General features: G+C 75.5%; 10 protein-coding genes and 1 pseudogene. 8 read left to right on the forward strand and 3 right to left on the reverse strand.

Annotation, left to right across the window (positions count from 1 at the left end):
• Together ACFXPX_RS41130 and ACFXPX_RS41135 are read left to right on the forward strand one after the other, a co-directional pair.
• Positions 1 to 2,029 (forward strand): annotated as a pseudogene (locus tag ACFXPX_RS41130) (serine protease); the annotation flags it as partial.
• Between the two features lie 64 nt (positions 2,030 to 2,093).
• Positions 2,094 to 3,035, forward strand: a complete 942-nt coding sequence (locus ACFXPX_RS41135) for a bifunctional riboflavin kinase/FAD synthetase (RefSeq protein ID WP_380533059.1) — start codon at positions 2,094 to 2,096, stop codon at positions 3,033 to 3,035.
• 76 nt (positions 3,036 to 3,111) lie between these two features.
• Here ACFXPX_RS41135 and ACFXPX_RS41140 read toward each other — a convergent pair whose 3' ends face one another.
• From ACFXPX_RS41140 to eccE, 3 genes are all read right to left on the reverse strand, one after another.
• Positions 3,112 to 5,382, reverse strand: a complete 2,271-nt coding sequence (locus ACFXPX_RS41140; protein WP_380644904.1) for a MinD/ParA family protein — start codon at positions 5,380 to 5,382, stop codon at positions 3,112 to 3,114.
• Between the two features lie 130 nt (positions 5,383 to 5,512).
• Positions 5,513 to 6,280: a hypothetical protein gene (locus ACFXPX_RS41145; protein ID WP_380529307.1), complete on the reverse strand. Its 768-nt coding sequence runs from the start codon at positions 6,278 to 6,280 to the stop codon at positions 5,513 to 5,515.
• Positions 6,280 to 7,683, reverse strand: coding sequence for a type VII secretion protein EccE (gene eccE, locus ACFXPX_RS41150; protein ID WP_380529305.1), 1,404 nt, complete (start codon positions 7,681 to 7,683; stop codon positions 6,280 to 6,282). The genes ACFXPX_RS41145 and eccE overlap by 1 nt, the downstream gene beginning before the upstream one ends.
• A gap of 211 nt (positions 7,684 to 7,894) precedes the next feature.
• Between eccE and ACFXPX_RS41155 the strand changes: the two genes are divergently transcribed.
• From ACFXPX_RS41155 to ACFXPX_RS41180, 6 genes are all read left to right on the forward strand, one after another.
• Positions 7,895 to 9,643 carry a type VII secretion protein EccB gene (locus ACFXPX_RS41155; protein ID WP_380529303.1) on the forward strand — a complete coding sequence of 583 codons (1,749 nt, stop codon included), beginning with the start codon at positions 7,895 to 7,897 and terminating at the stop codon, positions 9,641 to 9,643.
• A 182-nt stretch (positions 9,644 to 9,825) separates the two neighbouring features.
• Complete coding sequence (locus ACFXPX_RS41160; RefSeq protein ID WP_375896056.1) at positions 9,826 to 10,128, forward strand: WXG100 family type VII secretion target; 303 nt, start codon at positions 9,826 to 9,828, stop codon at positions 10,126 to 10,128.
• Positions 10,129 to 10,227: 99 nt separating this feature from the next.
• Positions 10,228 to 10,521 (forward strand): WXG100 family type VII secretion target, encoded by a 294-nt coding sequence (locus ACFXPX_RS41165; RefSeq protein ID WP_375896059.1) that lies wholly within the window; start codon positions 10,228 to 10,230, stop codon positions 10,519 to 10,521.
• Between the two features lie 107 nt (positions 10,522 to 10,628).
• Positions 10,629 to 11,861: a type VII secretion-associated serine protease mycosin gene (gene mycP / locus ACFXPX_RS41170; RefSeq protein WP_375896062.1), complete on the forward strand. Its 1,233-nt coding sequence runs from the start codon at positions 10,629 to 10,631 to the stop codon at positions 11,859 to 11,861.
• A gap of 125 nt (positions 11,862 to 11,986) precedes the next feature.
• A complete protein-coding gene (locus ACFXPX_RS41175; RefSeq protein ID WP_375896065.1) occupies positions 11,987 to 12,529 on the forward strand; it encodes a SigE family RNA polymerase sigma factor in 543 nt (180 codons plus the stop codon).
• Positions 12,530 to 12,639: 110 nt separating this feature from the next.
• A partial coding sequence (locus ACFXPX_RS41180; RefSeq protein WP_380644905.1) for a hypothetical protein occupies positions 12,640 to 13,529 on the forward strand: 890 nt, incomplete at its 3' end.

The following is a 13,529-nucleotide window of genomic DNA, read 5'->3' on the forward strand; positions in this document are numbered from 1 at the left end:
CCGGGGCGCCGCCCGGCCCGCCGGCCCGCCCCGGGGCCCGGTGCGCCGGCTGGCGGCGGCGGTGGCCGGGGGGGTTCACGAGGCGGCCCGGCGGATGCTCGGGGAGGAGCCGGGCGCGCTCGGCCGGGAGGCCTTCCAGGAGCTGTTCCCGGTCGACGGCGGCTGGGCCACGGCGGTGCTCGCCGAGGGGCTGTTCGTCCCCGCCGGGCCCGGCTTCCGCTTCGCCCACGGGGAGTTCGCCGACTGGCTGCAGGGCCGGCACCTGGACCTGGACGCGGCGCTGCGGATGCTGCTCGGCGAGGCCGAGGACACCCCGCCCGGGCCGGAGGGGCCCGGGCCGGGCGTTCCCCGGCACCGGATCGGGCCGGTGACCGCCGCGCTGCGCCGGGTCGCCGAGACCTGGGGCGCGACCGCCCTGGACCCGTGGCTGCACCGGATCTGGCGCGCGCTGGACCTGCGCCCGCCCGGCAGCGAACCCGCCTGGTGGGCGGCCCGGTTGCTCACCGCCGGACTCGCCGCCAGCCCCGACCCGACCGAACACCTCGCGCTGCTCGACCAGTTGGCCCGCCGGACGGCCGAACGGGCGGCCACCGCGGGCGGCTGGCAGGCGGTCGACGGGCTGAACCGCTTCGACCCCGCGTTCTGGACCGGTCTCGGCCTGCCCGTCGAGGCCGAACTCGCCCTGCTGCGCCGCCTGGTGGCCGCCGACGGCCCCGGGCAGCAGTTCCTCGCGGCGGCGGCCGGGCGGCTGCGCGCCGACCCGGCCGCGGTGTTCCCGCTGCTCTGCGCCTGGTTCGACGACCCGGCCGGTCTGCCGGGCCGCCCGGGCCGTACGGTGGCGGACCTCGCCCACGACCTGCTGCACGCCCACCGCCGGTCCGCCCTGGACGAGTTGGCGGACGCACTGGCCGACGCCGCGCACCCGCGGGCGGACGCGCTGCTCACCGTGCTCGCCGCCGAGGAGCCGTCCGCGCTCTGCCGCGCGGTGGACCGCTGGAGCCACGACCGCCGGCCCGAACGGCACGTCGCTGCCGCCGTCCACGCGCTGCGGACCGCCCCGTACGCGAGCGGGGCCGGCACCGAACTGCTGCGCTTCGCCGCGCTGACCCTGCTCGCCCGCGAGGACGAACCGGCCCTGCACGGCGCCGCGCTGGCCCTGCTGGTCGCCGACCCGGTGACCAGGGCCGGGCACCTGGACGCCGCACTCGCCCTGCACCGCGCGGGCGGCGACGCCTTCCTGACCCCGCGCGCCCTCGCCCCGGCCCTGGAGAGCGACCCGGAGCCCGTGCTGGCCGCACTCGCCGACGCCCTGGCGGCGCCCGGCGCGGCCCCCGCCGAGACCCTGCGGGTGCTGGCCGACGCCCGCGCCCCGGTGGCCGCCCGGCGCAGCGCCGACCTGGCCGCCCGGCTGCTGCGCCGCCACCCGGCGCTGGCCGGGCCGGTCGCCGTCGACTACCTCGGCCGTCGGCTGGGGCGGGCCGCGATCGACGGGCCGGCCGCCCGGCTGGAGCTGCGGGTGCTGCTCGGCGGCGTCCTGGCCGCCCCCGCGGCGGCGGTCCGCACGCCCTTCGCCGAGGCGCTGTCCGTCCCGGTGGCCGACCCGGCGGCGGACGCGCTGCGCTGCGAGCTGCTGGACACCCTGCTCGCCACCGAGGCCGACCGGGCGGTGCTCACCACGGCCGTGGAGCGCCTCGCCGAGCACTGCGCGGCCGAGAACCCGGCCCGGGCGCGCGCCGTGCTGGCCCGGGCGGTGCCGGGGCTGGCGGGCGCGGACGAGCTGCTGGTGCGGTGCGCGGGGCGGTCGGCGGCGTTCGCCCGGCTGCTCGCCAGGTGGCCGTCCGACGCCGCCCCGACCGCCCCGGACGGGCCCCGGCTGGCCCGGATGCGGGCCCTGGTGGCGGCCGGCCGGGACGCCCAGTACGCCGCCGCCGAGGCGGAGCGGACCGCGGCCGTGCGGGCCGTCCGTGCGCCGGTGCGCCCAACCCCCCTTCCGGTGCCTGAGCCGGGGCAGGCGCATGGCACGCTATAGGGGTTCGGTTGTGAGCGTTTGAGCGTGCCGAGGGCACGCACCGTACGGAACAAGGAGCAGTCGGGTGCAGCGCTGGCGTGGCCTGGAGGAGATCCCCGGTGACTGGGGACGCAGCGTCGTCACCATCGGCTCGTTCGACGGGGTGCACCGCGGGCATCAGCTGATCATCGGGCGGGCCGTCGAGCGGGCCCGTGAACTGGGCCTGCCCTCGGTCGTGGTGACCTTCGACCCGCACCCGCGCGAGGTGATCCGCCCGGGCAGCCACCCGCCGCTGCTCGCGCCGCACCCGCGCCGGGCCGAGCTGATCGCCGAACTCGGTGTGGACGCGGTGCTGGTGCTGCCGTTCACCACCGAGTTCTCCCAGGAGTCCCCGGAGACCTTCGTCCGGCAGGTGCTGGTGGACGCGCTGCACGCCCGGGTGGTGATCGAGGGCCCCAACTTCCGCTTCGGGCACCGGGCCGCGGGGAACGTCGCGCTGCTCGCCGAGCTGGGCGGGGCGGACGACTTCCAGGTCGAGGTGGTGGACCTCCAGGTGTGCGGCACCGCCGGGGACGGCGAGCCGTTCTCCTCCAGCCTGACCCGCCGCCTGGTCGAGACCGGGGACATGGCCGGCGCGGGCGAGGTGCTCGGCCGCCCGCACCGGGTCGAGGGCGTGGTGGTGCGCGGCGCGCAGCGCGGCCGCGAGCTCGGCTACCCGACCGCCAACGTGGAGACCGTGCCGCACAGCGCCGTCCCGGCCGACGGCGTGTACGCGGGCTGGCTGACCGCCGCGGGCGAGCGGATGCCGGCGGCGATCTCGGTCGGCACCAACCCGACCTTCGACGGCACCGCCCGTACCGTCGAGGCGTACGCCATCGACCGGGTCGGGCTGGACCTGTACGGGCTGCACGTGGCCGTGGACTTCCTGGCCTACCTGCGCGGGATGGAGAAGTTCGACTCCATCGAGGCGCTGCTGGACCGGATGGCCGACGACGTCAAGCGCGCCCGGGAGCTGACCGAGGCCTGAGCCCGGTCCGGCCGCCGCTGCCGGGGAACGCCGAAGGGCCCGCCGACTCCTCCGGGTCGGCGGGCCCTTCCGTACGTCACTGCGGGGGCGCCTGCGGCGGGTAGCCGTAGCCGGGGCCCGGCTGCGGGGCACCGGGCTGCTGCGGCCACGGGGCTCCGGGGGCGGGCTGCTGCGGGTAGCCGTACCCGGGCGGGGGCGGCGGGGCCTGGCCGGGCTGCGGCGCCCACGGCGCCCCCGGGGCGGGCTGGCCCGGGTAGCCCTGCTGCTGGGGATCGGCGTACGGCTGGGGCAGGCCCGGCTGCGGGTAGCCCGCCTGCGCCTGCTGCTGCCAGCCGGCCTGCTGGGCGGCCGCCTGCTGGGCCCGGGCGATGTCCTCGCCGACCAGGGTGGCCAGCTCGAAGTAGGCCTCGCGGACCTTGGGCCGCATCATGTCGAGGTTGACCTCGGCGCCGGCCGCCAGGCTCTCGTCGAAGGGCACCACGATGACGCCGCGGCAGCGGGTCTGGAAGTGCGCGACGATGTCCTCGACCTTGATCATCTTGCTGGTCTCGCGCACCCCGGAGACCACCGTGATGCTGCGCTGCACGAGGTCCGCGTAGCCGTGCGCGGAGAGCCAGTCCAGCGTGGTGGAGGCGCTGGAGGCGCCGTCCACGCTCGGGGTGGAGACGATGATCAGCTGGTCGGCGAGGTCCAGCACCCCGCGCATCGCGCTGTACAGCAGGCCGGTGCCGGAGTCGGTCAGGATGATCGGGTACTGGCGGCCCAGCACCTCGATGACCTGGCGGTAGTCCGAGTCGTTGAAGGTCGTCGACACGGCCGGGTCGACGTCGTTCGCCAGGATCTCCAGGCCCGAGTTGAGGTCCTGCGAGGTGAACTGACGGATGTCCATGTAGCTGCGCAGGTGCGGGATGGCCGTCACCAGGTCGCGGATGGTCGCGCCGGTCTGGCGCTTGACCCGGCGGCCCAGGGTGCCGGCGTCCGGGTTGGCGTCGATCGCGATCACCTTGTCCTGGCGCTCGCTGGCCAGCGTGGCGCCGAGCGCGGTGGTGGTCGTGGTCTTGCCGACGCCGCCCTTGAGGCTGATCACGGCGATCCGGTAGCAGCTCAGCACCGGGGTGCGGATGATCTCCAGCTTGCGGGCCTTCTCGGCCGCCGCGGCCTTGCCGCCGAACTGGAACCGCGGCTGCTGGCGCTGCTGCTTGGGCTGGCTGCGCAGCAGCCGGTCCGAGGACAGCTCGACGGCGGCGGTGTAGCCCAGCGGCGCGCCGTGGGCGGTCTGCTGCGGGGCGGCGGCCTGCTGGAAAGCGGCGGGCGGCGGCGTGGCCGCGCCGCCCTGCGGCGGCCAGGGCTGGGCGGGGGCGGGCGGCTGCGGCTGGCCGGGCTGCCCGGGCTGCCCGGGGTAGGGGTGGCCGGGCTGGGGTTGGGGCTGGGTGGCGGGCGGCTGCTGATAGGCGCCGGGCTGCGGCCAGCCGCCCTGGCGCGGATCCACCGGGGCGGGCGGCGCGGGCTGCGGCTGGACCGGCTGCGGCTGTGCGTGCTGCGGCGGTGCGAGCTGCTCAGGGTAGGGCTGGCCGAGGTGGGGCTGGGGCTGGGCGGCGGCCGACTGCTGGGCGGCCCAGCCGGCCTGCGGGTCCCAGCCCATCTGCGGGTCCGGCGGAGCCGCCGGAGCCGTCGGGCCCTGGGGCGGTCCGGGCTGGACCGGCGGCTGCTGGGCGAACTGCTGAGGGGGCACCGGCGGCACGGGCGGACCGGGCTGGGTGGGCGGGGCAGGCGGTCCGGGCTGCGGCACCGGCGCGGCCGCCGGGTACGGCTGCGGCGCGCTCGGCTGGGCCGGTGCCTCCGCCGCCTGCGGCCACGGCTGGGCGGCGAGTGGTGCCTGCGGCTGCTCCGGCGTCACCGCCGGGGCCGCCACCGGGAAGGGGACGTGCTGCGCCTCGGCCTGCACGGGCGCGACCGGCGGCACCGGGGCGGGGAGGGGCGCCGGCTCGGCCGCCGGGGCGGGCGCGGGAGCCGGGGGCGCGAGCGTGTCCGGTGCGGGAGCAGCGACCGGCACGGGCGCGGGCAGGGGTGCGGGCACGGGCGCGGGCGCGGGCTGGGGTGCCGCGGGCGCCTGGTCGGCCGTCGGCACCGCGGCCGGTGCGGGAGCGGCCGACTCCGGCGTCGGTACCCCGGCCGCCGGAGCCCCGGCCGCCGCGGCGTCAGCCCCCGGGGCCGGCGCGGCGGGCGCCGCCGCCGGGCCCGACTGCACGTACCAGGACGGGGGAGTGTAATCGGGCGCGTCGGACCAGTCGTCGTCGTCCTCCGCCGCGTTGTCGCCGACGTAGACGCCGTCCCGATCGCTGCTCACTAGGGCTCCCTCGTGTTCGCCGCCGCTTGTTCAGCGGTGCCGTTGCCGCAACAAAGACTAGGCCGTTCGGCTGCCCCTGTTGAAGGCGGCTTCGGTTCCGGACCGGGAACGACCGGCCCGGACACGCCCCTCAGTCCATCCGGCGCGGGCCGCCGAGCACCTGCTGTTCGGCCTGGCCGGCCACCGTCCGGACGTACTGGCGCCGCATCCGGGTGGCCCACAGGGTGAGGTCGTCGCCGAGGCCGGGCAGCGCGGCCACGTCCTCCGGCGGCAGCGACAGCACCCGGCCGACCACCTCCGCCTCCTGGGGCATGATCCGCTGCACCCCGACCAGGTCGGCCGCGTTGAGCACCCGGGAGGCGTTCGGGCCGAGGTAGGGCAGCAGGGTCAGCGTGGTCTGCCAGGGCGCGGCGGAGAGCCGGGTGCGCGGCGGGCGGGCGCCGAGGTCGCGCACCACCAGGACGGGCGAGGCCACCGAGGCGCCCTGCGGGCCGAGCCGTCCGACCTGGTGCACCGTCACGCACGGCTGGCCGCCGCCGGCGGCCTGCGCCATCGGGCCCCAGAGCTGGGCGCGGGCGGTCTCCACCGCGACCCGGGCGCCGATCGCGGCCGCGCGCAGCGCGATCACCTGTGCCGTCCACACGCCGCCGACCAGCACCAGGTCGTACGCGCTGGGGCGGAACAGGCCGAGCACCGCGGGCAGGCCCTGCGGGTCGACGCCGATCACCACGCCGTCGTCGCCGACCGGGAAGGCCAGCGCCGCCAGGTCAGCGGCCTCCAGCACGTGCTTCTCCCGGCACGGTCCGCGCAGCCCGAAGCCGGGCAGGATCCGCGGTCGCGGCCGGCGCTGCTCGGTGCCGGGGGTCGGACCGGGGGCGGGGTAGGTCTGGTACGCCATCAGGACGTCCCTCCCAGCGGCAGGGTGGCGAGCATGCCGGGGGCCTGTTCGAGGTCGAGCCGGACCAGGCCGAGGCCGGCGCTCTGGGCCCGCGCCTCCAGCTGGCGGCCGATGTCGCCGACCTCGTCCTCGTTGCGCCCGGTCACCCGCAGGTGGCCGCTGACGGTGACCGAGCCGCCGGTGCCGTGCCCGGCGGTGAGGCTGAACGTGCTGGCCAGTGCGGGGGAGCCGGTGATCAGGTTGACCAGGTCCGGGGCGCCGATCCGGCCGGCCGCGCCGCCGGGGCGGGTCAGCTGCGGCCAGCGGGAGATCCAGTAGGTGCTGTGCCAGCGGTCGTCGATCCGCCAGAAGCGGTTGCCCTCCTGGGTGCGGCGGGTGGTGCCGCCGCCGCTGCCGGTGCCCTGGCGTCCGGCCACCGCGATCGGGTTGGCGCAGGTGGCGATGGCGAGGGCGGAGATCAGTTCGCGCTCGTCCAGCACGGTGGCGTTGAACCCGGCGCTGTTGAGCCGTCCGGCCAACTGGTCGGTGACCCGCTGGAGGGCCTTGCGGGCGCCCTCCTCGCCGCCGCCGCGGGCCCGGACGGCGGTGGCCGCGCGCTCCGGGTCGAGCTTGAGGGCGACCCAGGTCAGTCGCAGGCCGGGGGTGGCGGTGCCGTCGGGCAGTTCGCGGTAGCCGCGGGCGGCCAGCGACTGCTCCGGCACGTGCTGGGCCGGGGCGGGCTGGGTGTGCTGGACCAGCTGCACCGACTCCAGGGCGATGTCGTCCACGGTGAGCGCCGAGCAGATCACGTCCAGCGGCAGCGGCAGCGCGGTGCGCACCGGGCGCAGCGGCTGGTCCTTGGCCTGGACGAGCAGCACCGAGCTGAGGAAGGTGCCGTCGCCGACCATGCCGGTCTCCCGGCGCACGGGGCGGCCGCCGAAGTCGGCCTCGGTGGCGTGGGTGCAGGTGCGCAGCGCCGGCTCCAGCTCCAGCGCGGGCGCCAGCGCCGGGTCGGTGCCGGGCGGCGGCAGCAGCGACTTCGCCTGCCTGCGGCGGGACTTGAGGGCCGAGCGGACCCGCAGCAGCTCCGGGACGGTGCGGCCGCGCAGCGGGACGAGCGCCACCACCAGCAGGACCAGCGAGACCGCGCCGAAGCCGGCCGCGACCGGGCGGCTGATCGTCCAGCCGACCGCGACCAGGGCGACCGCGACCTCGACCAGGACCAGCTGCTGGAGCTTCAACCGGCCGCCGAGCAGCCCGGGTCGGGGGTTGACGCGCACCTGGACGGGGCCGCCCCCGCCGCCCGTCGGCGGCCGTTCGGCCGCGGCCCCGGTGGGCGCGGCGCCGCGACGGGCGCGCCCGGACCGGTGCGACCTTCCGCCGCCCGCGTCGGCGCCGCGTTCTGGAGCGGTCTGGCTTGGCATCCCCCGATGGCCCTCTCTGATCCGTTGTCGCGGCCCGGCTGGCTGGTTCGCGGACCGTACCCGTACCGTACTCACCGTCTGCTGCCGCATCGTAGAGGGTTCGGGCCGGATCCCGCCCGGCGGGTGCGGGCCACGGGCAGGTCGGGCCGACGGGAGGCCGGGCACCGCCGGCACGGCGCCGGCACACGTCTGACAGAGGGGGACGACGAGGATGGCATCGCGCCGGGACGAGCTCAACGCGTACACCTTCGCCCGCAAACGCACGGTGGGGGCGTTCCTGCTGCCCTCCGGCGGCGGCAGTGACGAGGACGCGCCGCGCCCGGTGAAGGCGGTGCTGCCGAGCGTGCTGGTGGGGGCCGTGGCGGTGGCCGGGTTCGGGCTCTGGGGGGTGTTCAAGCCCGCCGCCCCGGTGCAGTGGGACAGCGGCAAGAACATCATCCAGGGCAAGCAGTCGACCACCCGCTACGTGGTGCTGACCGACCCGGACGGCAGGACCAAGCGGTTGCACCAGGTGCTCAACATGTCCTCGGCGCGGCTGGTGCTGCCGGTCGACGCCAAGGTCGTGGTGGTGGACGACGGGGTGCTGGACCGCTACCCCAACCACGGCCCGACCATCGGGATCCCGTACGCCCCGGACAAGTTGCCGGGCAAGGACAACGCCAACCAGCCGATGAAGTGGGCGGTCTGCGACCGTCCGGGGTCGGACGACAAGCGGGAGACCGTCAACCAGGCCGTGTTCGTGGCGGCCGGGGCGGACGCGGCGGCGCTGTCCGCGAAGGACCGGATGCTCGGCCCGGACCAGCTGATGCTGGTGCAGCAGGCCGACGACCAGCAGGTGTCGACCACCTCGGCGGCGGGCCAGGCGGTGGCGAGCCTGTTCCTGGTCGACGCGCAGGGCCGCAAGCACGCGATCGGACCGAAGTCCGACGACAAGGAGCGCAAGGCGCTGGTCACCGCGGTCTTCGGGCCCAACGCGGTGCCGCAGCGGGTGAAGCGGGAGTGGCTGGACACCCTGGTGCCCGCGAGCCCGATCGTCTTCCCCGACGTCAAGGAGACGGCGGACAGCCAGGGCCCCAACTCGAACGTGGCCCTGGGCAACGCGGCGGACCGCCGGATCGGCCGGCTGGTGCACTACCAGGACCGCAACTACGTGGTCGGCAAGGACGGCCTGTTCCTGATCACCCCGTTCCAGGCGGAGCTGATCCGGCAGAACCCGGCCTACCAGATGCTCTACAAGTACGACCAGGACAAGCGGCCGCGCAGCGACGAGATGACCCCGGACGACCAGTCCAGGTTCAACACGGACGTCCGGCTGCCGAACACCCCGGACGACTGGCCGTTGAAGTCCGGTGCGCCGGTGAACAACTGGACGGACCGGCAGGACCCCCGCCAGGTGGTGTGCAGCACCTTCGACGGCATGGCCGAGGACGGCCGCACGCCCAGGCGCAGCGTCTGGGCGGGGACGGCCTACCCGGCGGCGTACAACAACGGCGCGGGCGCGGCGTTCGTGACGCCCGGCCACGGCCTGTTCTACCGGGCGGTGGACAACGCGGCCGGCGGTGGCGCCGCGGGTGCCGGGGCCACTCCGACGGCGGCGGCCAACGCCAGCGCCGGTGCCAGTGCGGCCGCCAACGCCGGTGCGGCCGACGGCTCCGGCACCGACTTCCTGATCACCGAGACCGGCCTGCGCTACTCCGTCCCGGCCAACGGCGACGGCGGCCACGGCCCGTCGGCGACGGCGAGCGGTGCGCCGAAGGCGGCGACCCCGGCGCCGGGCGCCCAGAACCCCGGGGCGGGGGGCCAGCCCACCCAGAACCCGGACGACCAACCCGGCGGCAACCAGGCGCGGTTGGGCTACCAGAACGTCCAGCCGCTGCCGGTGCCCAAGGAGTGGTCGAACCTGGTCCCGGCCGGCCCGCCGCTGACCGCGAAGAGCGCCGCGCAGCCGCAGAACGCCTGATCGGCCAAGCCCGGCAACGGAATTGGCCCCAGTGTCATGGTCTGGTAACTAGTGGACGCTCGATGTTGGGCGAGTTGCGTGTGCCGACTACAGTGCTGCTGGACATCACACGGGTGATGCGACGACGGGGCCCCGGGGGCCCTCCGTACACACAATGTTTGTCTCATGGGGGATGGTGGAGCATGAGTGACGGCCAGTTCACGGTGACCGCTCAGGAGATGATGGACTTCGCCGGGAAGATCGAGACGGCCATCGGCCAGATCGAGACGGAGCGCAAGGCGCTCCAGACCACGGTCGAGAACATCACCAGTGGCTGGAAGGGCCAGGCGGCGGACGCCTACAAGGTCCTCCAGGGCAAGGTCAACACGGACGTCGACGACCTGCGCAAGTCGCTGACCGCGATCAAGCACGCCATCGAGCTCACCACCAAGCACTACGCGAGCGCGGAAGAGGAGCAGAAGGCGCTGTTCGGCCCGCAGGGCTGAACGCCGCAGAGCTGACCAGCACTCTGTTCCGACCGTCCGTTCGACGGGGCGCCCGCGGCTGAGCGCCGGGTGCTCCGCATCCTCGTCAAGGGAGACATTGTGACCGACCACATCCTCGTCAACTTCCAGACCCTCCACCAGGCGTCGCAGGACGTGCAGAACTCGGCGAACAAGATCGAGGGCATGCTGTCCGACCTGCGCAAGGAGGTCACCAAGATCTCCCAGGGCTGGCAGGGCCAGGCCCAGCAGGGCTACAACGCCCAGCAGGCCAAGTGGGACTCCGCCGCCCAGGACCTCAAGGAGACCTGCGCCAAGATCTCCGGTTCGCTGGAGAGCGCCGCGCAGAGCTACAACGCGACCGAGAAGAAGAACGCCGGTCTCTGGCAGCAGTAGTCGACCGACCGTTCCCGGACGGGAACGACAGGGGCGGGCGCCCGGATCCCGGGCGCCCGCCCTTCGGCGCGCGGAGCGGCACGGGGGCGAACATGAGGGGTGGCAGGGTGTCCGGACGCGGGTTCCGCAGGACGGCCGCGGCGCTGGCCGCGTTCACGGTGCTGGGCGCTCCGGCGGCCGCCCCCGCGTACGCGGACGGCGGGCCCGGGCTGGCCGCCGCCGGTGACTGCCCCCGGCCCGCGCCCGACGTGCCGACCGTGCCGTGGTCGCTGCAGCGGATACTGCTCGACCAGCTCTGGCAGGGCGGGGCGACCACCGGCAACGGCGTGACGGTCGCCGTCATCGACACCGGGGTCGACGACAGCAACCAGCAACTGCACGGCAGGGTGGACGTGGGCCCCACCCTGCTGATCGACAAGCAGAGCAACAAGGCCGTCGACGGCAACTCCCTGACGGACACGGTCGGCCACGGCACCAAGGTGGCCGGCATCATCGCCGCGGGCCGCAGCGACCGGACCGGCTTCGTCGGGCTCGCCCCCGACGCCAGGATCTACGCGATCCGGCAGAACGACAGTGCGGGCAACGGCGACGTCTCCACCCTGACCGCGGCCATCAACGACGCGGTCGACAAGCACGTCGGGGTCATCAACATCTCCCAGGACGTGCGCGGCGCGGGCGATGCCCGGTTCGGCGGCTACCAGGAGTTGAAGGCCGCGATCGAGCGGGCCGAGCAGAACAAGGTCGTGGTGGTCGCCTCCAGCGGCAACGACGGCAACGAGGGCGACACCTACCCGGGCGCCTTCCCGACCGTGCTGTCCGTGGGCGCCTCCGACCGCAACAACGAGCGCGCCCCGTTCTCCCAGTACGGCTCCTTCGTGAAGGTCGCCGCGCCCGGTGTCGAGATGCTCTCCACGGTGCCCGGCGGCGGCCAGTGCGTGGACAACGGCACCAGCTTCGCCGCCCCGTACGTCTCCGGGCTCGCCGCACTGCTGGTCGGCGCGCACCCGAAGTGGACGCCGGCCCAGGTGCGGGCCTGGATCGAGCAGACCGCCCAGCGCACCGAGCGCGGCCCGAACCGGTTCATCGGCTGGGGCGTGGTGGACCCGGTGAAGGCCGTCACCACGGCGCCCGAGAACCCGCCGTCCGAGCCCGCCCAGGACGCTCCCGTGCAGCTGGCCGCGGCCCCGATCGTCCCGGCCCCGGTCGGCCTCGGCGAGACCCAGGCCGACCGCGACGGCCGTACCGCCACCTACGTGGTCGGCGTCGGCGCGCTGCTGGTCGCCCTGCTGATCGGCGGCGGCGTCGTGCTGCGCGACCGGCGCCGCGGCTCCGCCGACTGACCCGCCGCCCGCACACCCGCGCGGCGGTCACGGGAAACGTCGTGGAACGCCTGTAACACCGGCGGCGGTCCACCGCATCCATCAAGTGTCGGCGGGGCACACGGACGCGGGGGAGCGACGGGCACATGGGATGGATCAGGGGTGGCCGGGAGGCCAAGGACGCGGAGTTCCTGGAACTCGTCTCCAGCCGCACCGGGCACCTCTACCGTTCGGCCTGTCTGCTCACCAGCGGCGACACCCACTACGCCGAGGACCTCGTGCAGGAGGCCCTCAGCCGGATGTACGTGCTGTGGCGGCGCAGCGCCTTCACCGGCGGCCGCCACCGGATCGACAACCCGGCGGCCTACACCCACACGGTGATGGTGCGCACCTTCCTCGCCCAGCAGCGCCGCCGCTCCAGCGGCGAGCGCCCGACCGAGGCGCTGCCGGAGGCGGCCGGGCAGGACACGGACAGCAGTCTGCGGCTGACCCTGCTGGACGCGCTGGGGCGGATGTCCGCCGCGGACCGGGCCGTGCTGGTGCTGCGCTACTGGGAGGACCGCAGTGTCGAGCAGACCGCCGAGGTGCTGCGGCTCTCCTCCGGCGCGGTCCGCACCAGGACCACCCGGGCGCTGGCCCGGCTGCGCACCCTGCTCGGCGACTCGCTGGCCGAGCTCTCGGCCCGCTGAAACGTCCCGCCCGCCGGCACACCCCGCCCACCGGCACCGGCACACCGGTACGCCCCGCCCACCCCGCATTTCCCCGCTACTTCCGCGACGCAAGGAGACGGTGATCCGCCATGCCCGAGCAGGACAAGTTCGAAGACGACCTCCTCTACGCCCTCACCCGCACCGGTGAGGGATTCCGCCCCGAGCAGGCCGACCAGGCCGGGATGGTCGCGGGCGGCTACCAGCGGGGCCGCCGCCGCTGGCGCAGCCGTTCGACCGCCGCGGTGGTGGGCGGCGCCGCCGCGCTGGCCCTGGTGGGCACCGGAGCGGTGTACCTGACCGGGTCCGGCTCGCCGTCCGGTACGACCACGGTGGCGGCCGCCTCCACCGGGGCGGCGTCGGGGAGCACGGGCACGAGCGCCGCGCTGACCCCGGCTTCGACCGGTACGCCGACCCCGAAGGAGGTCAGCGGCGACGAGGTGCTGGCCGCCTTCCAGGCGCTGCTGCCCAAGGGCCAGGTCACCGACGGCAAGGGCACCGGCACCGGGTCGCCGTCCGGCAAGCCGGGCGGCTCCGTCAACGCGGGCGCCACCCTGCTCTTCGACGACGGCCAGGGCAAGGCCGCGATGGGCATCTCGCTCACCCGGCTGGCGTCGAACGACCCCAACCGGGCGCAGAACGCCTGCCCGGACAAGAAGCTGGTCCAGTACGACGCCTGCTCCAGCACGAGTGTGCCGGGCGGCGGTTCGCTGACCGTCCTCCAGGGCTACGAGTACCCGGACAAGCGGGCCACCACCAAGTGGTGGAACGCCAGGCTGATCGGCCAGGACGGCCGGCAGGTCGAGCTGTCGGAGTGGAACTCCCCGGCCGAGAAGGGCGCGCCGGACAGCCGGCCGGCCCCGCCGCTGTCGCCCGAGCAGCTCAGGGCGATCGTCACCGACAAGGCCTGGGACCCGGTGGTCGCCGCGATCCCGGAGCCGAAGCCGGCTCCGGTGCGCGACACCTCCAAGGAGTACAGCGC

It is taken from the genome of Kitasatospora sp. NPDC059146 (genome assembly GCF_042786665.1).
Taxonomy (GTDB): domain Bacteria; phylum Actinomycetota; class Actinomycetes; order Streptomycetales; family Streptomycetaceae; genus Kitasatospora.